The 24,370-nt window shown below is 66.1% G+C and carries 20 protein-coding genes, 1 other RNA gene and 1 pseudogene; 17 read left to right on the forward strand and 5 right to left on the reverse strand.

Translation table 11 applies throughout. The annotated features are described in order from the left end of the window. Positions 1-26: 26 nt before the first annotated feature. Together FNV92_RS08615 and FNV92_RS08620 are read left to right on the forward strand one after the other, a co-directional pair. On the forward strand, positions 27-1,430 hold the full coding sequence (locus FNV92_RS08615; RefSeq protein ID WP_143841330.1) for an MATE family efflux transporter: 1,404 nt from the start codon (positions 27-29) through the stop codon (positions 1,428-1,430). A 71-nt stretch (positions 1,431-1,501) separates the two neighbouring features. After that, complete coding sequence (locus FNV92_RS08620; RefSeq protein ID WP_143841329.1) at positions 1,502-2,839, forward strand: O-antigen ligase family protein; 1,338 nt, start codon at positions 1,502-1,504, stop codon at positions 2,837-2,839. 23 nt (positions 2,840-2,862) lie between these two features. Here FNV92_RS08620 and FNV92_RS08625 read toward each other — a convergent pair. Next, positions 2,863-3,783, reverse strand: a pseudogene (locus FNV92_RS08625) (AraC family transcriptional regulator); the annotation flags it as partial. A gap of 62 nt (positions 3,784-3,845) precedes the next feature. Between FNV92_RS08625 and FNV92_RS08630 the strand changes: the two are divergent. Further along, positions 3,846-4,214: a DsrE family protein gene (locus FNV92_RS08630; RefSeq protein WP_244623742.1), complete on the forward strand. Its 369-nt coding sequence runs from the start codon at positions 3,846-3,848 to the stop codon at positions 4,212-4,214. A gap of 75 nt (positions 4,215-4,289) precedes the next feature. On the opposite strand, the gene FNV92_RS08635 is transcribed toward FNV92_RS08630, so the two are convergent. Further along, positions 4,290-5,042, reverse strand: a complete 753-nt coding sequence (locus FNV92_RS08635) for a sulfite exporter TauE/SafE family protein (protein ID WP_143841327.1) — start codon at positions 5,040-5,042, stop codon at positions 4,290-4,292. 225 nt (positions 5,043-5,267) lie between these two features. On the opposite strand from FNV92_RS08635, the gene FNV92_RS08640 reads away from it, so the two are divergent. After that, positions 5,268-5,528 (forward strand): hypothetical protein, encoded by a 261-nt coding sequence (locus tag FNV92_RS08640; RefSeq protein ID WP_143841326.1) that lies wholly within the window; start codon positions 5,268-5,270, stop codon positions 5,526-5,528. 1 nt (position 5,529) lies between these two features. Here the strand turns inward: FNV92_RS08640 and FNV92_RS08645 are convergent, their stop codons facing one another. Continuing rightward, complete coding sequence (locus FNV92_RS08645; protein WP_168213297.1) at positions 5,530-6,900, reverse strand: aminotransferase-like domain-containing protein; 1,371 nt, start codon at positions 6,898-6,900, stop codon at positions 5,530-5,532. A gap of 79 nt (positions 6,901-6,979) precedes the next feature. Here FNV92_RS08645 and FNV92_RS08650 point away from each other — a divergent pair, with 79 nt between their 5' ends. Continuing rightward, positions 6,980-7,414 (forward strand): DUF983 domain-containing protein, encoded by a 435-nt coding sequence (locus tag FNV92_RS08650; protein WP_244623741.1) that lies wholly within the window; start codon positions 6,980-6,982, stop codon positions 7,412-7,414. 228 nt (positions 7,415-7,642) lie between these two features. Here FNV92_RS08650 and rnpB read toward each other — a convergent pair. After that, positions 7,643-8,123: RNase P RNA component class A (gene rnpB / locus FNV92_RS08655), an RNA gene on the reverse strand. Positions 8,124-8,273: 150 nt separating this feature from the next. Between rnpB and FNV92_RS08660 the strand changes: the two genes are divergently transcribed. Together FNV92_RS08660 and FNV92_RS08665 are read left to right on the forward strand one after the other, a co-directional pair. Further along, positions 8,274-8,627, forward strand: a complete 354-nt coding sequence (locus FNV92_RS08660; RefSeq protein ID WP_143841323.1) for a YciI family protein — start codon at positions 8,274-8,276, stop codon at positions 8,625-8,627. 22 nt (positions 8,628-8,649) lie between these two features. After that, positions 8,650-9,882, forward strand: a complete 1,233-nt coding sequence (locus tag FNV92_RS08665; protein ID WP_143841322.1) for an RNA polymerase sigma factor — start codon at positions 8,650-8,652, stop codon at positions 9,880-9,882. Between the two features lie 123 nt (positions 9,883-10,005). Here the strand turns inward: FNV92_RS08665 and FNV92_RS08670 are convergent, their stop codons facing one another. Continuing rightward, on the reverse strand, positions 10,006-10,788 hold the full coding sequence (locus tag FNV92_RS08670; protein WP_015684259.1) for an N-acetylmuramoyl-L-alanine amidase: 783 nt from the start codon (positions 10,786-10,788) through the stop codon (positions 10,006-10,008). A gap of 512 nt (positions 10,789-11,300) precedes the next feature. On the opposite strand from FNV92_RS08670, the gene rsmH reads away from it, so the two are divergent. The 10 genes from rsmH to murC all read left to right on the forward strand — a co-directional run bounded on the left by rsmH (position 11,301) and on the right by murC (position 24,168). Further along, positions 11,301-12,290, forward strand: a complete 990-nt coding sequence (gene rsmH, locus FNV92_RS08675) for a 16S rRNA (cytosine(1402)-N(4))-methyltransferase RsmH (RefSeq protein WP_168213295.1) — start codon at positions 11,301-11,303, stop codon at positions 12,288-12,290. Positions 12,291-12,293: 3 nt separating this feature from the next. Continuing rightward, entirely contained in the window at positions 12,294-12,686 is a 393-nt protein-coding gene (ftsL, locus tag FNV92_RS08680; RefSeq protein ID WP_011089349.1) for a cell division protein FtsL, read from the forward strand. Beyond that, positions 12,683-14,437 (forward strand): peptidoglycan D,D-transpeptidase FtsI family protein, encoded by a 1,755-nt coding sequence (locus FNV92_RS08685; protein WP_015684261.1) that lies wholly within the window; start codon positions 12,683-12,685, stop codon positions 14,435-14,437. The genes ftsL and FNV92_RS08685 overlap by 4 nt, the downstream gene beginning before the upstream one ends. Positions 14,438-14,520: 83 nt before the next feature. After that, positions 14,521-15,993, forward strand: a complete 1,473-nt coding sequence (locus FNV92_RS08690) for a UDP-N-acetylmuramoyl-L-alanyl-D-glutamate--2,6-diaminopimelate ligase (RefSeq protein ID WP_143841320.1) — start codon at positions 14,521-14,523, stop codon at positions 15,991-15,993. After that, the gene (locus FNV92_RS08695; RefSeq protein WP_143841319.1) at positions 15,990-17,369 is read left to right on the forward strand and encodes a UDP-N-acetylmuramoyl-tripeptide--D-alanyl-D-alanine ligase; all 1,380 of its coding nucleotides are present in this window, start codon (positions 15,990-15,992) and stop codon (positions 17,367-17,369) included. The genes FNV92_RS08690 and FNV92_RS08695 overlap by 4 nt, the downstream gene beginning before the upstream one ends. A 167-nt stretch (positions 17,370-17,536) precedes the next feature. Next, the gene (mraY, locus tag FNV92_RS08700; protein ID WP_015684264.1) at positions 17,537-18,640 is read left to right on the forward strand and encodes a phospho-N-acetylmuramoyl-pentapeptide-transferase; all 1,104 of its coding nucleotides are present in this window, start codon (positions 17,537-17,539) and stop codon (positions 18,638-18,640) included. Between the two features lie 10 nt (positions 18,641-18,650). Then, entirely contained in the window at positions 18,651-20,048 is a 1,398-nt protein-coding gene (murD, locus tag FNV92_RS08705; RefSeq protein ID WP_143841318.1) for a UDP-N-acetylmuramoyl-L-alanine--D-glutamate ligase, read from the forward strand. Between the two features lie 213 nt (positions 20,049-20,261). After that, on the forward strand, positions 20,262-21,413 hold the full coding sequence (gene ftsW, locus FNV92_RS08710; RefSeq protein WP_015684266.1) for a putative lipid II flippase FtsW: 1,152 nt from the start codon (positions 20,262-20,264) through the stop codon (positions 21,411-21,413). A gap of 114 nt (positions 21,414-21,527) precedes the next feature. Continuing rightward, the gene (gene murG, locus FNV92_RS08715) at positions 21,528-22,628 is read left to right on the forward strand and encodes an undecaprenyldiphospho-muramoylpentapeptide beta-N-acetylglucosaminyltransferase (RefSeq protein ID WP_143841317.1); all 1,101 of its coding nucleotides are present in this window, start codon (positions 21,528-21,530) and stop codon (positions 22,626-22,628) included. A 136-nt stretch (positions 22,629-22,764) separates the two neighbouring features. Continuing rightward, positions 22,765-24,168 carry a UDP-N-acetylmuramate--L-alanine ligase gene (gene murC, locus FNV92_RS08720; protein ID WP_143841316.1) on the forward strand — a complete coding sequence of 468 codons (1,404 nt, stop codon included), beginning with the start codon at positions 22,765-22,767 and terminating at the stop codon, positions 24,166-24,168. Positions 24,169-24,370: the final 202 nt, after the last annotated feature.

Below are 24,370 nucleotides of genomic sequence, written 5' to 3' on the forward strand. Positions count from 1 at the left end.
CGCGACCTCGCCGGAAATGGAATGAGATGAAGGACCTGACACGCGACTCCATCGTGAGCCATATCCTGCAGATGTCGCCCCCGATCATGGCCGGCATGGTCACGATCATGATCTGCCAGCTGGTCGATTTGTACTTCGTTTCGGGGCTGGGCGATGCGGCGGTCGCAGGCGTCGCCGCGGCCGGCAATGCCGGCTTTCTCGTCAACGCCCTGATGCAGGTGCTCGGCGTCGGCACGGTGGCGCTGATGGCGCATGCCGTGGGGCGCAAGGACCGCAGCGATGCCAATCTGATCTTCAACCAGTCGGTCGCCCTGTCGGTGCTGTTCGGGCTGCTGACCCTGGTCGCGGGTTTTGCGCTGTCGCGCCCCTATATGCGCGCGGTAGCGGCCGACGAAGCCACGGTCGAGGCCGGAACCGTCTATCTGCTCTGGTTCATGCCCGCGCTGGCTCTGCAATTCGCCTCGCAGGTGATGGCGTCCGCGTTGCGGGCGACCGGCATCGTGCGTCCGAGCATGCTGGTGCAGGCGCTGGCCGTAGCGATCAACATCGCGCTGGCGCCGGTGCTGATTTCGGGCTGGGGCACCGGGTATGCGCTCGGCGTCGCCGGTGCGGGCCTTGCCAGCTCGATCGCCGTGTTCATCGGCGTGCTGATGCTGCTCGGGTATTTCCTCAGGCTGGAGCGTTACGTCGCTTTCCATGCCGCGCAATGGCGTCCGCAGCTTCGGCAGTGGAAGAGAATCCTCAATGTCGGCCTGCCCGCGGGCGGCGAGTTCGTGATGGTCTTCATCATCGTGGCAGTGGGCTATTACGTGCTGAGCGTTTTCGGCCCGGCGGCGCAGGCCGGATTTGGCATCGGGATGCGTGTCCTTGGCCTGATCCAGATGCCGGCGCTCGCCGTCGCCCTCGCCGCAGGGCCGATTGCCGGCCAGAACTTCGGCGCCGGCAATGGCGTGCGGGTGCGGGAGACCTTCGTCAAGGCCGCGCTTATCGCCACCGCCGTGATGGTCGCTCTGCTGATCCCCGCGCAGCTCGCGCCGGGTCTGCTGCTGGCCGGCTTCTCGAACGATCGGGAGACCATGGCGGTCGCCTCGCTGTTTCTGCGGATCGTCTCGCTCAACATGGTGGCGCAGGGGCTGATCTTCACCTGCTCCAGCATGTTCCAGGGGCTCGGCAATACCAAGCCGGTGTTGTGGACCTCGGCAACGCGGGTCCTCACGTATTCCCTGCCGTCGATCTGGCTCTCGACGTGGCCAGGCTTCCGGATGGAGCACGTATGGTATTTGTCGATCGCAACGACAACGCTGCAGGCCGCCCTGAGTGTCTGGTCGCTGCGCCGCGAGTTCGACAAGCGCCTTGCATTGTCGCCGCAGGAGACGGCTGTGGAGCCATTGGTCGTCGAGCCGGCCGCGCCGCTCCGTGAGCCCGCGTGACGACGGCTTGTTCCATCCCCGCGGCTCCGGCTAACTTGCCGCGCCGTGGGGATGGGTGGCAGAAGGGCTGAATGAACGGAGCGACGAACGAGCAGAAGCCGGTGTCCTGGCTCGCGGCAATCTGGGCGGCGCGCTACCGCACGCCGGCCCGCTTCGTCGCGCTGATCGCGCTGCTGCTGCCGTGGAGCACGACGGGGCTGACATTTGCGCTGATCCCCTGGCTGATCGCCTTTGCCTTTCTCGATCTCCGCGCGTTTCCGCGCTCGCTGCTTCGCCCGGTCTGCCTGCTGCCGATCGCGCTGGTCGCGCTCGCCGCTCTCGGTACGCTCTGGTCGGATGCGCCCTGGCCGGAGCGAATCCATGCCCTCGCGCCGGCGGCAAAGCTGTTGGTGATCCCGCTCCTGATCTACCAGTTCGAGCGCTGGCCCTACGGCAATTGGGTGTTCTCGGCGTTCCTGGCGTCCTGCGCGCTGCTGATGCTCTACTCCTTCGTCGTCGCGCTCGACCCCGGCCTCTCGCTCAAACTCTATCTGTCGCGTGGACCCTACAAGGTCGAGAGCGGGATCGCCGTGCGCAACTATATCGACCAGAGCCAGGAGTTCGCGCTCTGTGCCATCGCGGTGCTTTATCCTGCCGTGATGCTGTTCCGGCAGGGCCGCGTTCGGATCGCCGCGCTGTTCGCGCTGCTTGCGGTCGGGTTCCTCGCCAACATGATGTTCGTGGTGGTCTCGCGCACGGCACTGGTCACGCTGCCGCTCCTGCTCATGGCGTTCGCGCTGCTGCATCTGCGCCGCCGCACGGCGCTGATCGCCGCCGGCGCAATGTTGCTGGCGGCCGTCCTGCTCTGGACCGTCTCGCCGCCCCTGCGCGCGACGATCGCGAAATTCCGGGGCGACTACGAGATGAGCATGCAGGACAGGAAGGTCAGCGGGATGGGCTCGCGGCTGGAATATTGGCGGAAGTCCCTGGGGTTCGTCGCGGACGCGCCGCTGATCGGTCACGGCACTGGGTCGATCCGCGGCCTGTTCGCGAGCGTCGCCGTCGATGCGCACGTCGATCCGCTGCGGGGCGAGATCGTCAGCAACCCGCACAACCAGACGCTCAGCGTTGCCGTGCAGTGGGGCGCCGTCGGCGTGCTGATCCTTTATGCGCTGTGGTTTTCGCATCTGCTGATGTTTCGCGGCGACGGGCTGGCCTGCTGGATCGGCTTGCTGGTGGTCGTGCAGAACATGCTGTCCTCGCTATTGAACACGCATCTGTTCGATTTCACGTCGGGCTGGATCTACGTGCTCGGCGTCGGCGTCGCCGGCGGCATGGCGCTTGGCGGAAAGCGCGGCGGGGCGGCCGCGGCGACCGACGGGCTCGAAGGCCCCCGTCTGCGCCAGACTCCCGGCGGCACCCCGAAGTGACGCTTGAAGGCCCGGCTGAACGCCGCTTCCGATTCGTAGCCGGTCTGGCAGGCGATCGACTTGATCGGCGTCGCCCCTGAGGTCAGGGCGTGAGCGGCCAGCCGCAAACGCCAGTGAACCAGGTATTGCATCGGCGGCTGATCGAGAAAGTGCTTGAAGCGCTCGGCCAGCACGGTGCGCGAGACCCCGATCCGGCGCGCCAGGCTATCGACCGTCCAGTCGTGGAGCGGCATGGCATGCAGGTGCCGCAGGCCCGCGCCGGCGATCGGGTCGTTGATGGCGGCGAACCAGCCGATTTCGTTCGCGGGCAGCCCTTGAATGTGGTTGCGCAGGATCTCGACGAACATCAACTCCGCCAGACGATGCAGCAGACTGCGCGAGCCCGGCCGCGGCGTGCTTGCTTCCGCGGCGGTGTGCCGGATCGTGCTGGCCAGCCATTCGTCGGCGGGGCCTTCCGGACTGACGTGCAGCAATACGGGCAAATGACGCAGCACGGGGTGACAGAGCAGTTCGTCGCACTGAAGAAATCCGCAGATGATCCTCGTGCTGGGACCGGCGCCGCCATGCTCGAGGACGACAATGTCCGTCCACGGCGGGCGCGGCAGCAGGCCGCCGACCTGCATGGGTACGATCGGCTCGCGCCCGCGGAGTCGATGACTGTCGCCGTAGGGAAGCACGATGACGTCGCCCTCGTTCAACCGCACCGGCGCGAGCCCGTCCAGCTCCATCGTGCAGCCGCCCGATGCGATGATGTGGAAGGGGATGATCCGCTCGGTGCGCAGCGGCAACAGCCTGGCAAGCTGACATGCTTGCGGCGTCGTGATCGCCCAGGGCTCGCGAAACTCGGCGCGGAACAGCACGGTGCCGGCAAGATGCATGCTGCCCAGCACCTCGGAGAGAAGGTCAGCCGGCGTTTCGGGCAAGACTTGCGGGGTCCTGGTCATGTTCGGCCGATCCACAGAGACATAGGATGAAACCTCGCAAAACGATTGAAGAGGTAGGCAACTTGAACAATGAGGCACGTGATCTGGTCGTCGTCATCACGCATGGCATCGACCACGAATTGTCGTCGGTTGGCGTAACCATCGCGCTCGGCGGGATGACGGCCGGCCTGAAGGTCTCGATCTTCCTGACCAGTGCCGGTGTCGACATCGTGCGGCACGGCGCCGCCGATCTCACGCAGGTCAAGCCGCTCGATGGGCTCGCCGCCATGCTGCGCGATTTCATGAACAGGGGCGGCAAGCTCTGGGCCTGCACGCCCTGCGTCAAGAGCCGCGGTTACGCGCAAGAGGACCTGCTGGATGGCGTTGTCATTTCCGGTGCGAGCGTGATGCACGAATTGATCAAGGGCGGTGCCGCCACCTTGAGCTTCTGAGCCGGAATCAATAAGAATGTTTCCGGCTCGCCGCATCCTCCGATCGGGGGATGCGGCTCGACCGGCGAACACTCGTCAGTGGGGTGCGAAACTGTTGAAGCTGTTCCAGACGAGGCCGAGGCCCGACAGGAACAGCAGGCCGAGCACGACATCGCCAAAATGCTTGTCACTCAGCGCGTGGTAGACGCGCGCGCCGGTCCATGCGCCGATCAGCGTGCCCGGAAAGGCGATCAGCGCGAGCCAGACCACCTTGAACGCGACGAGGCCTGACGCGGTCTGCACGATCAGCGCGGTCGCGAGCACCGTGAAATTGAACAGCTGGAAGATGCCGCGCCGCTCATGCTTGTTCCAGCCGCGGATGTTGGCCCAGAGGATCGGCAGCGGTCCCGACAGTCCGGCAAGGCCGCCAAGAATACCGCCGGCAAAGCCGATCGCGCCGTCCGCGATCCGGCCGCCGAACTTGATGGCAAGCGGCTTCTTGTTCAGATAGAGCGCGCTCGAAAAGATCAGCAGCAGGATGCCGACGCTCAGCTTGAACACCTTCGGATCGGCGGAGGCGACCATCATGGTCCCAAGCGGAACGCCGATCAGTCCTCCGATCAGGAACGGCCAAACCAGCGAGAGATCGAAACTCTTCCACATCGACGGCAGCGTCGAGGTCTGCGCGATCACCGAGCAGATCAGCACCAGCGGCACCGCCAGCGATGGCGGCAGGACGTAGAGCCAGATGCCAAGCGCCATCAGCGCCGTGCCGAAGCCTGCGAGGCCCGAGACGAAGCCGCCGGCCAAGGCGCCGAACAGCAGCAGCGCGTAGGTGCTCGTTTCCAACAGATCGTCCTTGTCGCAATGGGCGATCCCGAACTGTTGATCGCGACTGTCCGCATAGCACGGCTGCGGCCTTGGAGGTCAATTTCAAAACCGCACGCGAGCGTGATCCCCAGAGACGGGCGTTCGCGGAAGACGGGCCTACATGGTGGTCGTACTTCAAGCGGGGGCCGCCCGACGCCATCATGCGTTTCGCCTGTCCCCCGAACCAGATGATGGAGAAGAACCATGACCCGCACGAAGACCGCCGTCGCGGCTGCGCTGCTATCGGCGGCGGCGTTGATGCCGACAATGGCGCAGGCGCAGTTTTCCGAGCCTGCGGCCTATCAGGCCGCCCATCCCGACCGCGACGTGCTCAATGGCGGTCAGCTGACGCCTGCCGGGCGCGCGGCCCGTGGCGAGACGGTGACGCCGAGCGAGGCCTACGCGGCCTATCCGTCAGGCGTCGCGCCGGTCGTTCGCTCCCGCCATCGCCGTCATCACCATTGATCTAGACGATCTGCCTGGTATCGGCGGGCCTATGCAGCGCGCCGACGAGGATGCGCAGGGCTTCCGTCAATTCCGCCCTGTTGCGCGCGGCGCCGAGCGAAACGCGTGCTGCATGTGGCGCCGTTCCGTCCACGGTGAAGGCGTCGCCCGCGACGACGGCCAGCCCATTCCGTAGCAGATGAGCCGCGACGTCGGGACGACCCTCCGGCAGACGCAGCCACAGATGGTGGGCCGCAGGCTTGGCCAGGAACTGAACGCCCTTCAGTGCGCGCTGCGCGAGCTGCTGGCGGCCGATCGCCTCGTTGCGTATGGCCGTGATGATGCGATCGGCAATGCCGGTCTCGATCCAATGCGTGACCAGTGCGACCATCAGCGGTGCCGGCATCTGCACGGTGGCCTGCAAATAGCTGCGCATCTCCTGCTGCGCGGCGCTGTCGGGCGTCACGAGATAGGCGACCCGCAGGGCCGGCGCGATGCATTTTGACAGCGTGGTCGCGAGATAGGTCCGCTCCGGAATGAGGTTGGCGATCGGTGAGGCTGAACGATCGAGCAGTCCGTAGGCGTCGTCCTCAATCAGAATCGTATCGGCATCGCTGATAATCCTTGCGATGGCGCTGCGGCGCTCGGCGGACAGCGTCGCGGTGGTTGGATTATGCAGCGTCGGGATCAAGTAGACGGCCTTAGGGCTATGCGTGCGGCAAGCTCGCGCTAGTGCATCCGGCAAGATGCCGCCGTCGTCCATCGCGACGCCGACCAACTTGACGCCGAGCCGCGCGGCGGCGGCCTTGATGCCCGGGAAGGTCAGCGCCTCCGTCAGCACGACGTCGCCGGGCCGGGCGAGATCAGCGAGCAGGTTGAACAGGATCGTCTGCGTGCCGGGAAAGATCACGAGCCTGTCGGCGTGCGCGTGCGGAACGCGCGCACGCATCCAGCGCGCCGCGACCTCGCGCTCGTGCGCGCTGCCTCCGGGCGGCTGGTAGTTGAGATGCGCCGTCAGGCCCGATTGCGCGCGGATGGCTTCCATCCCGGCGATGATGCGTTCGTCGAGCTGCGCCTCGAGCGGATGCGGCGGCACGTTCATCGAGAGGTCGATCGCGACGGGATGCGGCAGGTCGACTGCGCGGCGCGCGCTGGTCTCCGACACGAACGAGCCCTGTCCGACGCGGGCCTCCAGAATTCCGCGGCGCCGCGCCTCGGTGTAGGCGCGTGTCACGGTGGTCAAATCGATGTCGAGCGCTTTTGCGAGGGCGCGCTGGGTCGGCAGTTGCTGGCCGCGCACCAGCCGGCCGGAGGCAATGTCGGCTTCCATGGCATCGACGATGCGCTGGTAGCGCGGCCCTGATAGCTCCGAGATTGTAGGGGTCCAGTCCATGCAATTCAGGTCCATGTCCTTTGAATGTATGGATGCAAGATATTATTGTATGGATTACCGAAAAGGAAGAGGTGCTGTCATGGCAACCGGTTCAGTTTCTCTTACGAAGGCGATGTGGCGCGGATTTTTGGGCAAGTGTCCGAACTGCGGCGAAGGCCATATGTTCGGCCGTTTCCTGAAGGTGGCCGACAGCTGCGACCACTGCGGCGAGGAGCTGTTCCACCAGCGCGCCGATGATTTTCCGGCCTATCTCGTGATGGTCGTGGTCGGCCACCTCGTGGTGCCGGCGATCCTCGCGGTCGAGACCGCCTATGCTCCGGCGATCTGGCTGCAACTGGCGGTGTGGCTGCCGGTGACGCTGTTTGCGTCGCTCGCGCTGCTGCAGCCGACCAAGGGCGCCATCGTCGGCCTGCAATGGCAGATCGGCATGCACGGCTTCGAGGCGGCCAAGCTGCGGCGCGACGCAGGTCAGTTTGCACCGGTCTTCGTGAAGGCGGACACGCGCGCGGCTTAGTCCGTCGCTGTCATTCCGGGGCGTGCGCAGCACGAACCCGGAATCCATTTTTCCACCTTTCCTGCAGCCCTATGGATTCCGGGCTCTCGCTTCGCGAGCCCCGTAATGACGGCGGTGGCTTGAAATGGTGAGGGGTCCGATGCTGTCAGCATCGAACCCCTCGTCACTTTCGCAAGCCGCGTTTTCTTCACGCGAACCGGAAAACCACTTCGCTCGAAAACGCTTTAGAATATCAGCCGGCCTGTAAGCCGGGTTCTGTAAGGCACCGTCCGCTTGCGCGCACGATACGTGACGGCCATTCCTCTGGGACCATGTTTGCACATGGCCTCGAGCAACCTACCCGGACGGCGGGCCTGACATCGCCCCGCGGCGTTATCGCTTGCGCGAACAGCCCGCTATGCCGTCCCTATTCGGTTTTGCTCCCGGTGGGGTTTACCATGCCGGCTCCGTTGCCGGAGCCGCGGTGCGCTCTTACCGCACCTTTTCACCCTTACCCGCCTACGCTGCTTGCGCAGCTTCGGCGCGGCGAGCCTTGCGGGCTTGTCGCGCCATAGCCCCGAAGGGGCGACGGCGGGCGGTTCGTTCTCTGTGGCACTTTCCCTGGGGTTGCCCCCGCCGGACGTTATCCGGCACCGTATGTCAAGGGAGCCCGGACTTTCCTCCCCGGCGGCCTTTCGACCGTTGCCGGAGCGGCCGTCCGGCCGACTGACGGGCGCAGGCATGGGCATTTATGACGGTTTCGTCAAGCTGAGATCGCCGCGCACGGTCTGCCCGGAATAATTTATCCTGAAGATGTCGTTTGGAGTCTGGCTCGTTCGACTGGATGTCGGCGACACAGCCGAACAACGGGAGTTAAGCGATGCAGTATCTGCTGATGATCTACCAGAACGAGGTCGAGTACGCGAAGAACGACGCGGCGACGAGCCAGAAGATGCTGGCTGAATACCAGGCCTTCACGCAAGGCATCGTCCAGAGCGGCAATTTCAAGGCCGGCGACCGCTTGCAGCCGACCACGACCGCGACCACCGTGCGCGTGCGCGACGGCAAGACGCTCACGATCGACGGCCCGTTCGCGGAGACGCGCGAGCAACTCGGCGGCTACTATCTGGTCGAGGCCAAGGACCTGAACGCCGCGATCGAGATTGCCGCGCGCATTCCGAGCGCGCGTATCGGGTCGATCGAGGTGCGGCCGATCTGGGTCTACGACAAGTGACGGCCCAGCCGTACATCGACGCATGAACCTGGGCGAGATCGACAACATATTCCGCGACGAGGCAGGGCGGGCGCTGGCCACGCTGATCCGCCTCGTCGGTGATTTCGATCTCGCCGAGGACGCGCTGCAGGACGCCTTTGCCGTTGCGCTGGAGCGCTGGACGGCGTGCGAACTGCCTGACAATCCGCGCGCCTGGCTGGTCAATGTCGCCAGGCACAAGGCAATCGATCGGATTCGCCGCCAGACCGTCTTCCGCGGCAAGCAGCAGCTGCTCGTGCACGAGCTCGAGCTGAACGCGCAAGCCGCCGACGAGCCGCCGGCGATGCTCGACGACGACATACTGCGCCTGATCTTCACCTGCTGCCATCCTGCGTTCTCGCCCGAGGTTCAGGTCGCACTGACGCTGCGGACCATCTGCGGGCTCTCGACTGCGCAGGTCGCGCGCGCCTTTCTCGTCAGTGAGGAGGCGATGGCGCAGCGGCTCGTCCGCGCCAAGCAGAAGATCAGGCTCGCCGGTATCCCCTATGAAGTGCCCGAACGCGACGCGCTGGCGCCGCGGCTCGATGGCGTGCTTGCCGTGGTCTATCTGGTCTTCACCGAAGGCTATGTCGCAACCTCGGGCGCGGATCTGATGCGGCTCGATCTCGCGGCCGAGGCGATCCGGCTCGGCCGCTTGCTCGATCGGCTGATGCCCGACCGTGCCGGCATCAAGGGCCTGCTGGCCCTGATGCTGCTGCACGATGCGCGACGCGCCGGGCGCGCGAATTCGGCCGGCGATATCGTGCTGCTGGAGGAACAGGACCGTACGCTCTGGGACCGCGCGCAGATCGAGGACGGCTTGCGTATGGTCGATGATGCGCTTCGCACGCCCGGCCGGCCGCAAGCCTATGCCGTGCAGGCCGCGATCGCCGCGCTGCATGCGCGCGCGCCGAGTTTTGATGAGACCGACTGGCCGCAGATCGCCGGGCTTTACGAGGTGCTGCTGCGCATCAACCCGTCGCCGGTGATCGAGCTCAATCACGCAGCGGCCGTCTCGATGGTCGACGGGCCTGCGCGCGCGCTCGATCTCGTCGATGCGATCGCCGCGCGCGGCGGGCTGAATGGCTATGAGCTGTTGCCCGCGGTGCGCGCGGATCTGTTGCGAAGGTTGGGTCGGAAGCAGGACGCGCGCGAGGCGTATGTTGCGGCGACAAAGGCGACGCAGCTGGAGCCGCTGCGTCGGCTGTATGCGCGAAGGATGCGGGAGATGGATTGAGTTTCCGTCATGGCCGGGCTTGTCCCGGCCATCCACGTTCGTCGCGCGCGGAGACAACGACGTGGGTGCCCGGGACAAGCCCGGGCATGACGGAGCAAGAGGTCACATTCTCGAAGACGTCTGCTATTTCGACGCGATCGCCGTCGTATCCGCCGGCAAGCTCGCCAGCAACGCCTGCAATGTCGACAGCGTCGAATGATCCGCGACGCCGTCCAGCCGTGCGGGGCGGAAGTGGCGTTGAAATGCGGTGACGACTTCCATCGTCGCCGCGTCGTATTTGCCGGTCAGCGGCACGCCATATCCGTATCTGGCCAGCGCCTGCTGCAGGCTCAGCACCTCGTCGCTGATAGTGCCCAGCATCAGGCTCTCGCCGCGCACGACGGGCGCGGGCGTTACCCAGTGGCCGACGCCTGAATTCGCCAGCGAATGCCATGGGAATTTTTCGCCGGGGTCCTTCTTGCGCGCGGGCGCGACGTCGGAATGGCCGAGCACCCGGTGCGCCGGCACCTTGCGGCGAAGCATGATGCCGCGACACAGCGCGATCACGGCGGCGATCTGGCGCAGCGGAAACTCCGGATAGCCCCAGTCGTGGCCGCGATTGACAATCTCGATGCCGATCGAGCAGGAGTTGATGTCGTCCTCGCCGGCCCAGGACGAGACGCCGGCATGCCAGGCGCGCCTGGCCTCGGGCACGCATTGCACGATGCGGCCGTCCTCAAGCACGACGTAATGTGCCGACACTTCGGTGCCCGCCGTGCACAGCCGCGCCAGCGCGCCCTCGACATCGGGCATGCCGGTGTAGTGCAGCACGATCATGTCCGCCTGCCGTCCCTTGTTGCGCTCGCCATGGTTGGGCGAGGGGATGATGTCGGAGACGATCGAGGAATCCGGGTCGAACGTCCGCATGTTCGCCGCGGCCTTGGGAACCGGGAGAACGCGTTGACGCTTCGAATCAGACCCAGACGGTGTGGACGAACCGGACGACATAGACAGCTCAAGTCGGAATGGGAGAGTGGGCCAAGCCCTTCTCTTTACTATTCCTTTACCGTCCCTTGGGCGCAATCGCGCGGCGCGGTTAACGGATGCATTTGGGGCGGGTGTGTGGATGAGGCATCACCGCCGCTTCACCTTTTCGACTTGTAACCAGCCGATCAACGCTTTCTTAACGCTAAGGGCCGTTACTGAGGGATGAAGAGCCGACCCGCGTCCGGAGGCGGCCAAAGCGTATTTTGGCTCGAAATCCCATGGCTGCCCGACAAATTCCACTGGGAACACTGGGTTTGCCGCTCCGGGCGACCGGGCCCGGATACGGTGCTGCACAGGGGTTGTGTCGTGGAACCGCCGCGACGCGGAATTATTCGAGGCGTAATGGGCTCGCTCGCCCCAGATCTTGCATGGACGCTCGGCGGGCCTGGCGCATGAGCTCGGTTCCGCACATCCCCGTTCTCGGCCGCGAGGCGATCGACCATCTCGCGCCGCGCGAGGGCGGACTCTATATCGACGCCACCTTCGGCGCCGGCGGCTACAGCCGCGCCATTCTCGCCGTGCCTGGAACCCGCGTGATCGCGATCGATCGTGACCGCACGGCGATCGCGGGCGGCGCCGAGCTGGTCGAGGGCTCCGCGGGCCGGCTGACGCTGGTCGAGGACCGCTTCTCCAATCTCGCCGAGGTCTGCGCGGCGCAAGGCGTCGAAGCCGTCGACGGCGTGGTGATGGATGTCGGGGTGTCCTCGATGCAGCTCGACCAGGCCGGTCGCGGCTTCTCGTTCCGCCTCGATGGTCCGCTCGACATGCGAATGGGGCAGACGGGGCCCACCGCCGCGGACGTTGTTGCCCGCGCCTCCGAAGCCGATCTTGCCGATATCATCTATCTCTTCGGCGAGGAGCGGCATTCGCGCCGCATCGCCCGTGCCGTCGTGGCGGACCGGCAGGAAACGCCGTTCACGACCACGCGCGCGCTCGCCGATCTCGTCGGCCGGGTGGGGCGCTCCAAGCCAGGCGACATTCATCCGGCGACGCGGACGTTCCAGGCTCTGCGCATCTTCGTCAACGAAGAGCTCGAAGAGCTTCAGGCCGCGCTGGCTGCTGCCGAGCGTATGCTCAGGCCGGGTGGCCGGCTCGTGGTGGTCTCGTTCCATTCGCTGGAAGACCGCATCGTCAAGAATTTCCTCGCCGAGCGCAGCAAGACCGGCGGCGGCTCCCGGCATCTGCCGGAAGTGGCGCAAACCGCGCCGAGTTTCCAGCTTCTGACCCGGCGGCCGGTGGTCGCCGGCGAACAGGAAGTCGCGCATAACCCGCGCGCGCGTTCGGCCAAGCTGCGCGCTGCCGAGCGTACCGCTGCGCCCGCGCATGACGATGGCGAGCAATCGTCCTGGCCAAAGCTCTCCGACGTGTTGAGGGGAGGCTAGCCCATGCGCTTCATCCACCTCCTCGTCATCGGCGCGCTGATCTTCGCGGCGGCCTATGTCTACCGGATCAAGATGGATTCGACGGCCCGCACCGAGAAGGTGCTGCGGCTGCATGCGGAGATCCGCGAGCAGCGCGATGCGATCGCATCGCTGCGCTCGGAATGGGCCAAGCTCGATGCGCCCCTGCGCCTGCAAGGCCTGTCGGAGCGGCATCTGCCGCTCAAGCCGGTCAACGGCACGCAATATGACTCGCTGAAGAACCTGCCGGAGCGTCCGCCGCGGATGTTCAGGCCGGGCGAGCCCGACCCGATCGGCGCCATGCTCAACACCATCGAAGCTGCGAGCGACCCTGACACCGTGACGGGCTCCGTGCCTCAGCCCGAGGACAAGCAATGAGCGCGCCGACCCCGGCCAAACCGACAGGAAAGCCGACCGAACCCTGGGGGCAGCGGCTGATCCGCAGCCTGCTCTACGGGCGCAATGTCGACCGCGCCGCGAAGGCGCGGGCGCGCATCGGGCTTGCGATGCTGGCCTTCACCTCGGTCTATGTTCTGATCGGGGGCCGGCTCGTGATGTTCGCGATCGGCGCCGACGCCCACAGCGCGCGGCGTGCCGCGGCGCAGGAAGTGGTCGCGACCGCGCGGCCCGACATCGTCGACCGCAACGGTGCGATTCTCGCCACCGACGTCAAGGCGTCGAGCCTGTTCGGCGAGCCGCGCCGCATCATCGACAAGGACGAGGCGATCGAGCTTCTGACCGCCACCGTGCCCGATCTGGACGAGGCCGAAGTGCGCGACCGCTTGAAAACGCGCAAGGGCTTCGTCTGGCTGAAGCGCGAGATCACGCCGAAGCAGCAGCAGGACATCCACAAGCTCGGCATTCCCGGCATCGGGTTCCTGCGTGAGAACAAGCGCGTCTACCCGACCGGCAACGAGGTCGCCCACCTCATCGGTCTGGTCAACATCGACAACCAGGGCATCGCCGGGCTCGAGAAGTGGCTCGACAATCAAGGGCTCGCAGATCTCCATCGCGCCGGCTTCGCCACCGACCGGCTGCAGAAGCCGATCGAACTCTCGGTCGATCTGCGCGTTGAGCACGCGCTGCGCGACGAATTGCTGAAGGCCAAGGAGAAGTTCCACGCCAAGGCGGCGTCCGGCATCGTCTCCAACGTCAAGACCGGCGAGATCGTTGCGATGGTCTCGCTTCCCGATTTCGATCCCAACAATCCCAAGGAAGCGCACGATCCCGACCGCATCAACCGCCTGACCACCGGCGTCTACGAAATGGGCTCGACCTTCAAGGCGTTCACGCTCGCCATGGCGCTCGACTCCGGCAAGATCAATCTGAACTCGTCGTGGGATGCGCGCGGAAACCTGCACTACGGCAAGTTCACCATCCACGACAGCCATCCGCTCGGACGGTTCATCAACACCAAGGAAGTGTTCACCTTCTCGTCCAACATCGGCGCGGCGCGGATCGCGCTCAGCCAGGGTGTCGAGGCGCACAAGGCGTTCCTCGCCAAGATGGGCCAGCTGACGCGGCTGCGCACCGAGCTGCCGGAGAGCGCGGCTCCGCTTGTGCCGCGACGCTGGGGCGAGCTGAACACGGTCACCATTGCGTTCGGCCAGGGCATGTCGGTGGCGCCGCTCCAGGCGGTGATGGGCATCAACGCGCTCGTGAACGGCGGCTATCTGATTCCACCGACCTTCATGAAGCGCACCGAAGCTGAAGCAGCGGCGATGGCCAAGCGCGTCGTCAAGACGGAGACCAGCGACAAGATGCGGTTCCTGATGCGGCTCAATGCCGAAATCGGGACCGCCAAGACCGCCGACGTCAAGGGCTACTATGTCGGCGGCAAGACCGGCACGTCCGAGAAGGTCATCAACGGCCGCTATGCCAAGAAGCGGGTGCTCAACTCCTTCACCGCGATCATGCCCTGCGACGATCCGAAATATCAGATCCTGATCATGCTGGACGAGCCGCAGGCGATTCCTGAAACGAAGGGTTTCATCACCTCGGGCTGGAACGCGGTGCCGACCGGCGGCAAGGTGATCGAGCGGATCGCGCCGCTTCTGGGCGTCGAGCCGCGGTTCGACCTGCCGCCGTCCGAGCGCCTTATTCTTGCAGCATCCAGGACAACCCAGTAATCAACTGGGTAAGCCGTTGCCGCCGATGAGTCGGGGCTTTTCCGAGATTCGGCTTTCCGGCACGGCATGTCGACTGGAAGACCATGAAGCTGCGCGACCTACTCAGCAAGGACGTTCTGGGCAATGATGCCGCGATCGAGCCCGCTGTCTCGGCGCTCGAGGTGACTGGCGTCGCGCTCGACAGCCGCGTGGTCAAGCCGGGCGATCTCTTCTTCGCGCTCGCGGGCAGCAAGACCGACGGCGCGCGCTTCATCGATGCCGCGATTGCCGCAGGCGCGGTGGCGGTGGTCGGCGACCATGGGCCGGGGGCGAGCAAGGTGCCGTTCATTGAGGCCGCCAATCCGCGCCGCGCGCTGGCCCTGGCCGCAGCCAGATTCTTCCCCGCGCAGCCCGCGACCATTGCCGCGGTGACCGGCACCAGCGGCAAGACCTCGGTCGCCGCATTCACGCGCCAGATCTGGGAGCGGTTGGGGCACGCCTCCGCCAGCATCGGCACCATCGGTCTCGTCTCGCCGAAGCGCACGGTTTACGGCTCGCTGACGACGCCGGATCCGATCGCACTGCACCGGCAGCTCGACGAGATCGCGCGCGAGGGCGTGACGCATCTTGCGTTCGAGGCGTCATCGCACGGGCTAGATCAGTACCGCCTCGACGGCGTGCGCATCTCGGCCGGCGGCTTCACCAACCTCTCGCGCGACCACATGGACTACCACCCGACCGTCGCGCATTACCTTGCGGCGAAGCTTCGTCTGTTCCGCGAGCTGGTTCCGCCCGGTGGCGCGGCCGTAATCTCGGCCGATCATGATTGCTCGGCCGAAGCGATCGAGGCGGCGACGTCGCGCGGCCTGCGCGTGTTGGCGGTCGGCCGCAACGGTGATGGGGCAGGCGAGGGCATCCGCCTTGGCGGCGCCACGGTCGAAGGTTTTTCGCAAGTGCTTGCACTCGAGCATTGCGGCAGACGTCATGCGATCCGGCTGCCGCTGGTCGGCGAATTCCAGATCGAGAATGCGCTGGTGTCGGCCGGCCTTGCCATCGGCACCGGCAGCGATGCGGCCGACGTGTTCGCGAGCCTCGAACACCTCGAAGGTGCCAAGGGTCGGCTCGAACGCGTTGGCGAGCGCAACGGCGCGCCGATCTTTGTCGACTACGCGCACAAGCCCGATGCGCTGGCGAAGGCGTTGCAGGCACTGCGGCCCTACGCGCGGCGCAGGCTGGTCGTCGTGTTCGGCGCCGGCGGCGACCGTGATGCCGGCAAGCGTCCGATCATGGGCGAGATCGCGGCGGAGAACGCCGACGGAATCATCGTCACCGATGACAATCCGCGCAGCGAGAAGCCGGAAGTCATTCGTGCCGAGATCCTCGCGACAGCAAAGGGCGCCCGCGAGATCGGCGACCGTGCCGCGGCGATCCGCACCGCGATCGAGGAACTGGAAGACGGCGATGCGCTGCTCATCGCCGGCAAGGGCCACGAGACCGGGCAGATCGTGGGCGGCGAGGTGCTGCCTTTCAGTGATCACGAGGCGGTCGCCGCCGCATTAGCGTCGAGGGTTGCATGAGCGGGCCACTATGGACGGTTGCCGAAGTGGCGCGCGCGCTGGGCGTTGCCGGGTCATTTCCGGACACGCCGATCGACTTCGTCACGCAGGACAGCCGCCTGGTGAAGCCGGGCAGCCTGTTCGTCGCGCTATCAGGCACGCCGAGCGGCGGCTTCATCTCGGCCTTCGCGAGCGCCCGTGATGGCTGGGAGTTTGCGGACAAGGCGGAAGCCTCCGGCGCGGTCGCGATGATCGTGCCGCGTCAGATCGCGGGCATCCGGATTCCGCAGATCATCGTCGAGGACACGCTGATCGACGGCCTCTGGGCTCTCGCGCGCGCGGCACGCGCGCGCTTCCACGGACCGGTGATCGGCCTCACCGGGAGTGCCGGCAAGACCAGCACCAAGGAATTCCTGGCGGCTTATCCGGGCGCCTATGCCAGCCCGTCGAGCTTCAACAATTTCTGGGGCGTGCCGCTGACGCTGTGCAATGCGCGGCCCGATGCCAGCCTCTGGGTCGTCGAGATGGGGATGAACCAGGTCGGCGAGATCGCGCGGCTCAGCGAATTGACGCGACCGACCGTCGCGCTCGTCGTCAACGTACAGCCGGTGCATCTGGAAAAGCTCGGCTCGCTCGAAGCCATCCGGCGCGAGAAGGTGTCGATCGCGTTCGGCCTGCCCGAGGACGGCGTGCTGGTGCTGCCCGCCGGGCTCAAGGCGTCCGAATGGAAGGGCAAGGTCGTGCGCTTCGGCGAGCATGCCGAGGTGCATGAGGTCGCGCACGCGCCGCATGGCGAGAGCTGGCAGGTCGTGGCCATGATCGGCAAGAAGGAGATCGCCTTCAGCCTGACGCCGGGCGCGCCGCACCGGGTCCAGAATGCGCTGGCCGCGCTCGCCTCGATCCGCGCCGCGAACCTCGACGCATCGACGCTGGCGATCAAGCTCGATCGGGTCGGCATCATGACCGGCCGCGGCGTCGAGCAGGCGGTCGGCGGCGTCACCGTGATCGACGACAGCTTCAACGGCAATCCCGCCAGCGTGGCGGCTGCGCTGCAGAGCCTGCAGGCGCGCAACGTCACCGGCGGCCGCCGTATTGCGGTGCTCGGCGACATGCTGGAACTGGGCGATGACGCGCCAAACTATCACACTGGCCTCGCCAGCCATCTCGACGGCATCGACGGCGTCTACTGCGTCGGCCCCCTGATGCGTCATCTCTACGACGTCCTGCCGGCGGGCAAGGGCCTCGGCTGGCACGACGATCCCGCGACGCTGAAGCCGGCCGAGGTGGCAAATCTGCTGAAGGCGGGCGATGTCGTGGTTGTCAAGGGCAGCAAGAAGATGTTCTGGGTCAACAAGTTTGTGCCGGGGCTGGTGGCCGCCTTGCAGACAAAGGCGTAAACTGCTTGGAAGGCGCTGTTCCCGAATCCCTCCTTGCGGCGCGAAGCCGTCCGTTTTCCAAGGGTCGCCCGACCCCATGATGAAGACCAGCGAATGCGCGTGACGCGCGGTGACAAGGCCAAGATCGAGGCCAAGGCCGCGTGCAAAGGCGCCATAGGACCGTCTGAATGTTTTACTGGCTGATCGAGCTTTCCAACACATTTCCGGGCTTCGGTGCCGTTCGCACCTTCCTGAACGTCTTCCGCTACATCACCTTCCGCACCGGCGGCGCCGTCGTCACCGGGGCACTGTTCGTGTTCCTGTTCGGGCCCTGGATCATCGACCATCTGCGTCTCCGCCAGGGCAAGGGCCAGCCGATCCGGGCCGACGGTCCGCAATCGCATCTCGCCAAGAAAGGCACGCCCACCATGGGCGGGCTGATGATCCTGTCCGGCCTCACGGTCGGCACGGTGCTGTGGGCCAATCCGCTCAACCCCTATGTCTGGATCGTGCTGGCGGTGACGCTCGGCTTCGGCTTCGTCGGCTTCTATGACGACTACCTCAAGGTGACCAAGCAGACCACGAGCGGGTTCGGCAGCAAGCTTCGCCTGCTCATCGAGGCGGCGATCGCGCTGGTGGCCTGTTATGCGCTGGTGCGCCTGAACCGCGATCCCGCGTCGACCGCGCTGACGATTCCCTTCCTGAAGGACACGGTGCTGCATTTCGGCTGGTTCTTCGTCGTGTTCGGCGCTTTCGTCATCGTCGGTGCCGGCAACGCGGTGAACCTCACCGACGGTCTCGACGGCCTCGCCATCGTGCCCGTGATGATCGCGACCGCGAGTTTTGCGATGATCGCTTATCTCGCCGGCAACGCGGTGTTCGCCGACTATCTCCAGATCAAATATGTCGCCGGTACCGGCGAGCTCGCGGTGCTCTGCGGCGCGCTGCTCGGGGCCGGCCTCGGCTTCCTCTGGTTCAACGCGCCGCCGGCCTCGATCTTCATGGGCGACACCGGCTCGCTCGCGCTCGGCGGCATGCTGGGGGCGATCGCGGTCGCGGTGAAGCACGAGATCGTGCTCGCGGTGATCGGCGGCCTGTTCGTGCTGGAGGCGGTTTCCGTCATCGTGCAGGTGGTGTCGTTCAAGCTGACGGGCAAGCGCATCTTCCGCATGGCGCCGATCCATCACCATTTCGAGCAGCTCGGCTGGACCGAGCCGCAGATCGTGATCCGCTTCTGGATCATCTCGGTGATGCTGGCGCTCGCCGGCCTCTCCACCCTGAAGCTGCGTTGACGGTCACACCATGATCCCCGTCACCTCCTTCGCCGGCAAGACGGTCGCGGTGTTCGGTCTCGGCGGCTCGGGGCTCGCCTCCTGCCACGCGCTGAAGGCGGGCGGCGCCGAGGTGATCGCAGCCGACGACAATGCCGAGAACGTCGCCAAGGCGGCGCAGGCGGGCTTCATCACCGCCGATCTGCGCAAGGTCTCCTGGGCGAATTTCGCAGCCCTCGTGCTCGCGCCGGGCGTGCCCCTGACCCATCCGGTGCCGCACTGGAGCGTGCTGAAGGCGCGCGAAGCGGGCGTCGAGGTGATCGGCGACATCGAGCTTTTCTGCCGCGAGCGGCGCCGGCATGCGCCGGATGCGCCGTTCGTCGCCATCACAGGCACCAACGGCAAGTCGACCACGACGGCGCTGATCGCGCATCTCACCAAGGTCGCGGGTTACGACACCCAGATGGGCGGCAATATCGGCACCGCGATCCTGTCGCTGGAGCCGCCGCGGATGGGCCGCGTCCACGTCATCGAGATGTCGTCCTACCAGATCGACCTGACGCCCTCGCTCGATCCCTCCGTCGGCATCTTGCTGAACGTCAGCGAAGACCACATCGACCGTCATGGCACCATCGCCCACTACGCCGCGGTGAAGGAGCGGCTGGTTGCGGGCGTGCAGGCCGGCGGCACCGCGATCGTCGGCGTCGACGACGGCTTTTGCCGCGACATCGCCGACCGGCTCGATCGTGCCGGCAAGAACGTGGTGCGCATCTCCGTCAAGAATCCGCTGGCCACCGGCATTCATGTCGAGCACGGCACCATCGTGCGCACCGCGGGCGGCGCGCGCAGCGAGGTCGCAAAGCTTGGCGGCATCGGCTCGCTGCGCGGCCAGCACAACGCACAGAATGCGGCCTGCGCTGCCGCTGCCGCGCTCGCGATGGGCATCAGTCCGGACGTCTTGCAGAGCGGCCTGCGCAGCTTTCCCGGCCTGGCGCACCGCATGGAGCAGGTCGGCCGCCGCGGCAATGTGCTGTTCGTCAACGACTCCAAGGGTACCAATGCGGATGCCACCGCGCATGCGCTGTCGTCCTTTTCGGAGATCTTCTGGATTGCCGGCGGCAAGCCGAAGGCGGGCGGCATCACCAGTCTGTCGGGCTTCTTTCCCCGTATCCGCAAGGCCTATCTGATCGGCGAGGCTGCGCAGGAATTTTCCGGCACGCTCGGCTCGGTCGCTCATGAGATCAGCCAGACGCTGGACGTCGCCGTCGAGCACGCCGCGCGCGATGCGGAAGCCTCAGGCCTCACCGACGCGGTCGTGCTGCTGTCGCCCGCCTGCGCCTCCTTCGACCAGTACCGCAACTTCGAGATCCGCGGTACCAAGTTCCGCGAACTGGTGCAGGCGCTGCAGGGCGTGAAGCCGGTGGTGTAGGGCCTCTCGTGTCCCGGACGCGCTGCAGCGTGTAACGCTACTGCGCAGAGTCGGGACCCAGAAAGCCGCCGGGCCCCGGCTCTGCAGCCCATCGCAAGGGCGCTGCGCTGCGTCCGGGGCACGAGACTCTCCACAACTTGATCCGTCCCCTTAACCCCCCGGTAACCAACCTCGGCGACCAATGGGCTGACCTCCGTCCGAAAGCGGCCGCCCATGCTCTCCCGTGAAGAACGCACCCCCTTTTCCGAGTGGTGGTGGACTGTCGACAAGCCGCTGTTCGGCGCGATCCTGGTGTTGATGCTGACCGGCGTGATTCTGTCGCTGGCGGCGAGCCCGCCGGTCGCGACCCGCATCGGCCTCGATCCCTTCCACTTCTTCAGCCGGCACGTGATGTTCCTGGCGCCGTCCTTCATGGTGCTGCTCGGGGTATCCTTCCTGTCGCCGCGCGCGATCCGCCGCAGCGCGCTGATCATCTTCGCGGCCAGCATCATCCTGATCGTGCTGACGCTCGCCATCGGGCCCGAAGTGAAGGGCTCGCGGCGCTGGATCACGCTGCTCGGCCTCAACATCCAGGCCTCCGAAATCGCCAAGCCGTCGTTCGTCGTGATCGCCGCATGGCTGTTTGCGGAATCGACCAGGCGGCCGGAGATGCCGGCGACCTCGATGGCGCTGGTGCTGCTGTTGATGCTGGTCTCGCTGCTGGTGATGGAGCCGGATTTCGGCCAGACCATGCTGATCCTGATGGTGTGGGGCTCGCTGTTCTTCATCGCGGGCATGCGCATGATCTGGGTGTTCGGGCTCGCCGGCCTTGGCGCTGCCGGCCTGTTCAGCGCCTATCTGTTCGTTCCGCACGTTGCGGGCCGCATCAAGCGCTTCATGAATCCGGCCTCCGGCGACACATTCCAGGTCGATACGGCCATGGAGGCTTTCTACAACGGCGGCTGGTTCGGGCTCGGACCGGGCGAGGGAATTGCAAAACGCAGCCTGCCGGATAGCCACACCGATTTCGTGTTCGCGGTCGCCGCCGAAGAGTTCGGCATCATCCTGTGCCTCGCCATGCTGGCGCTGTTCGCCTTCGTCGTCCTGCGCACGCTATCGCGCGCCTATGCCAATGAGGACATGTTCTCGCGCTTCGCCGCGTCCGGCCTTGCGATCCTGTTCGGGGTGCAGGCCGCCATCAACATGTCGGTCAACCTCCAGCTCATTCCGGCCAAGGGCATGACGCTGCCGTTCATCTCCTATGGCGGCTCCTCGATCGTGTCGCTGGCCTATGGCGTCGGCATGATGCTGGCCCTGACGCGGCTGCGCCCGCGCACCGAGGTCGAGGCCAGCGGCCACGCCGAGGCCATGCGGAGCTACGCTTAAGCCGTCATTGCGAGGAGCGAAGCGACGAAGCAATCCAGGCTGCCCCCGCGTGGGCATTCTGGATTGCTTCGCTTTGCTCGCAATGACGGGAAAGACCTTGTAAAAGGCCTCTCCATGGACACCTCCCCCTTGATTCTTCTCGCCGCGGGCGGCACCGGCGGTCATCTGTTTCCGGCCGAGGCGCTCGGCGTCGAATTGATCCGGCGCGGCTTTCGCGTCCGCCTCGTCACGGATGAGCGCGCACTGCGCTATAGCGGGCTGTTCACGAAGGACATGATCGATGTGGTCGCGAGCGAGACCGCGCGCGGCCGCAATCCGTTGCAGATCGCTTATGCGGGCCTCACGCTCGCCACCGGCACGCTGTCCGCCTACAACTTGATCAAGCGATTGAAGCCTGCGGCCGTCGTCGGCTTCGGCGGCTATCCGACGCTGCCGCCGCTGGTCGCGGCAAAATTCGCCGGCGTGCCCGGCATCATCCATGACGCCAACGCCGTGCTTGGCCGCGCCAACCGGTTTCTGTCGAAACGCGTCCGCGCCATCGCGACATCGTTGCCCGGCGTGCTCGATCGCGATCCCGCACTATCAGGCAAGACGACGACGGTCGGCACACCGATGCGCCCGGCAGTCCTCGCCGCGGCAGCGGTGCCGTATGCGGAACCCGAAGTGAATGGCCCGCTGCGCCTGCTCGTCGTCGGCGGCAGCCAAGGCGCGCGCATCATGGCCGACATCGTACCGGGCGCCATCGAACGGCTCGAGTCTTCGTTGTGGAGCCGGCTCGTCCTCACCCAGCAGGTCCGGGACGAGGACATGACCCGCGTGCGCGCCGTCTACGACAAGCTCAAGATCAATGCCGAGCTCGCGCCGTTCTTCACCGATCTGCCGGCGCGGCTCGCGTCCAACCATCTGGTAGTGTCGCGCTCCGGCGCCGGTACGGTCGCCGAACTTGCCGCAATCGGCCGGCCCTCGATCCTGGTGCCGTTGCCGGGTGCGATCGACCAGGACCAGTTCGCCAATGCCGGCGTGCTGGCCAAGGTCGACGGCGCCATCCGGATTCCGCAGACCGAGTTCACCTCCGACCGTCTCGCCGCCGAGATCTCCGGCTTTGCCGCCGAGCCCGCGCGTCTCGCGGCCATGGCTGCCGCGGCGAAAGGGGCAGGCCGGCTCGATGCCGCCGAGCGGCTGGCCGATCTGGTGGTCAAAGTCGCGGGAATCTGACGCGAAACCGGCCAAATTTCCTACTTTTGCCGTCATGGCCGGGCTTGTCCCGGCCATCCACGTCTTGCAAGAAGTGGTAAGGATTCGTGGATGGCCGGGACAAGCCCGGCATGACGACGGAACGACGGGATAGAGCATGAGACTGCCGCGCGAGATCGGACCCATCCACTTCGTCGGGATCGGCGGGATCGGCATGAGCGGCATCGCCGAGGTGCTGGTCAATCTCGGCTATGCCGTTCAGGGCTCGGATGCCTCCGATAATTACAATCTCGACCGTCTGCGCAAGGCGGGCGCCAAGGTCTCGGTCGGCCACAAGGCCGAGAATGTCGACGGTGCCGAGGTCGTCGTGGTGTCCTCCGCGATCAAGCGCGACAATCCGGAACTGATGGCGGCGCGCGAACGGCGCATCCCCGTGGTGCGCCGCGCCGAGATGCTGGCCGAGCTGATGCGGCTGAAGAGCTGCGTCGCCATCGCCGGCACGCACGGCAAGACCACGACGACCACGATGGTCGCAACGCTGCTCGATGCCGGCGGGCTCGATCCCACCGTCATCAACGGCGGCATCATCAACGCCTATGGCTCGAACGCTCGCCTCGGCGCCGGTGACTGGATGGTGGTCGAGGCCGACGAGAGCGATGGCACGTTTCTCAAGCTGCCGACCGATGTCGCGATCGTCACCAATGTCGACCCCGAACATCTCGACCACTTCAAAACCTTCGAGGCCGTGCAGGACGCCTTCCGCCACTTCGTCGAGAACCTGCCGTTTTACGGCTTTGCCGTGATGTGCATCGATCACCCCGTGGTGCAGAGCCTCGTCGGCAAGATCGAGGATCGCCGCATCATCACCTACGGCGAGAATCCGCAGGCCGATGCGCGGCTGGTCGATCTGATTGCGGGTGGCGGCGGTTCGAAATTCAAGGTCGTCATCCGCGATCGCAAGGCCGGCACCGTGCATGAGATTGCCGACATCTCGCTGCCGATGCCCGGCCGTCACAACGCCTCGAACGCGACGGCGGCGATTGCGGTCGCGCACGCGCTCGGTGTCTCCGACGACAAGATCCGCAGCGCCATGGCGGGATTCGGCGGCGTCAAGCGCCGCTTCACCAAGACCGGCGAGTGGAACGGCATCACCGTGATCGACGATTACGGCCATCACCCCGTCGAGATCGCGGCCGTGCTGAAGGCGGCGCGTGATTCCTATGACGGCAAGGTGATCGCCGTGGTGCAGCCGCATCGCTACACCCGTCTGCAATCGCTGTTCGAGGAATTCTGCACCTGCTTCAACGACGCCGATGCAGTTGTTGTCGCCGACGTCTATGCCGCCGGCGAAACGCCGATCGACGGCGTCGACCGCGATCATTTCGTCGCGGGCCTGCGCGCGCACGGCCATCGCGAGGTGGTGCCGCTGCCCGCCGCGTCGGAGCTCGCGGGTATCGTCAAGGGACTCACCAAGTCGGGCGATCTCGTCGTGTGCCTCGGTGCCGGCAACATCACGCAGTGGGCGTATGCCTTGCCCGGCGAATTGAAGGCGCTGGGGTAGGGAGCGGATGTCGCGTCATCGTCGATCACCGCCCGTGTGGCCACCCCTCTCCCTAACCCTCGCCCGCAAGGGGGGAGGGAACCCTTCCACCGGTGCGCCCCTGACTCTCGCAAAAGACCAGGGCGCAGCTGCGACGCTCGGCGGGGTGAGCACGCTGGTCAGGCTCCCTCCCCCCTTGCGGGGGAGGGTTGGGGAGAGGGGT

The organism is Bradyrhizobium cosmicum (assembly GCF_007290395.2).
Lineage (GTDB): Bacteria > Pseudomonadota > Alphaproteobacteria > Rhizobiales > Xanthobacteraceae > Bradyrhizobium > Bradyrhizobium cosmicum.

What these genes read in the sequence shown, in the direction of transcription:
- murC (WP_143841316.1), top strand. Translation starts at nt 22,765, where the DNA reads ATGAGACTGCCGCGCGAGATCGGACCCATCCACTTCGTCGGGATCGGC.
- ftsW (WP_015684266.1), top strand. Translation starts at nt 20,262, where the DNA reads ATGCTCTCCCGTGAAGAACGCACCCCCTTTTCCGAGTGGTGGTGGACT.
- FNV92_RS08645 (WP_168213297.1), bottom strand. Translation starts at nt 6,900, where the DNA reads ATGGACTGGACCCCTACAATCTCGGAGCTATCAGGGCCGCGCTACCAG.
- murG (WP_143841317.1), top strand. Translation starts at nt 21,528, where the DNA reads ATGGACACCTCCCCCTTGATTCTTCTCGCCGCGGGCGGCACCGGCGGT.
- FNV92_RS08650 (WP_244623741.1), top strand. Translation starts at nt 6,980, where the DNA reads ATGGCAACCGGTTCAGTTTCTCTTACGAAGGCGATGTGGCGCGGATTT.
- mraY (WP_015684264.1), top strand. Translation starts at nt 17,537, where the DNA reads ATGTTTTACTGGCTGATCGAGCTTTCCAACACATTTCCGGGCTTCGGT.
- FNV92_RS08615 (WP_143841330.1), top strand. Translation starts at nt 27, where the DNA reads ATGAAGGACCTGACACGCGACTCCATCGTGAGCCATATCCTGCAGATG.
- FNV92_RS08665 (WP_143841322.1), top strand. Translation starts at nt 8,650, where the DNA reads ATGAACCTGGGCGAGATCGACAACATATTCCGCGACGAGGCAGGGCGG.
- FNV92_RS08620 (WP_143841329.1), top strand. Translation starts at nt 1,502, where the DNA reads ATGAACGGAGCGACGAACGAGCAGAAGCCGGTGTCCTGGCTCGCGGCA.
- FNV92_RS08695 (WP_143841319.1), top strand. Translation starts at nt 15,990, where the DNA reads ATGAGCGGGCCACTATGGACGGTTGCCGAAGTGGCGCGCGCGCTGGGC.
- FNV92_RS08640 (WP_143841326.1), top strand. Translation starts at nt 5,268, where the DNA reads ATGACCCGCACGAAGACCGCCGTCGCGGCTGCGCTGCTATCGGCGGCG.
- rsmH (WP_168213295.1), top strand. Translation starts at nt 11,301, where the DNA reads ATGAGCTCGGTTCCGCACATCCCCGTTCTCGGCCGCGAGGCGATCGAC.
- ftsL (WP_011089349.1), top strand. Translation starts at nt 12,294, where the DNA reads ATGCGCTTCATCCACCTCCTCGTCATCGGCGCGCTGATCTTCGCGGCG.
- murD (WP_143841318.1), top strand. Translation starts at nt 18,651, where the DNA reads ATGATCCCCGTCACCTCCTTCGCCGGCAAGACGGTCGCGGTGTTCGGT.
- FNV92_RS08670 (WP_015684259.1), bottom strand. Translation starts at nt 10,788, where the DNA reads ATGCGGACGTTCGACCCGGATTCCTCGATCGTCTCCGACATCATCCCC.
- FNV92_RS08685 (WP_015684261.1), top strand. Translation starts at nt 12,683, where the DNA reads ATGAGCGCGCCGACCCCGGCCAAACCGACAGGAAAGCCGACCGAACCC.
- FNV92_RS08660 (WP_143841323.1), top strand. Translation starts at nt 8,274, where the DNA reads ATGCAGTATCTGCTGATGATCTACCAGAACGAGGTCGAGTACGCGAAG.
- FNV92_RS08690 (WP_143841320.1), top strand. Translation starts at nt 14,521, where the DNA reads ATGAAGCTGCGCGACCTACTCAGCAAGGACGTTCTGGGCAATGATGCC.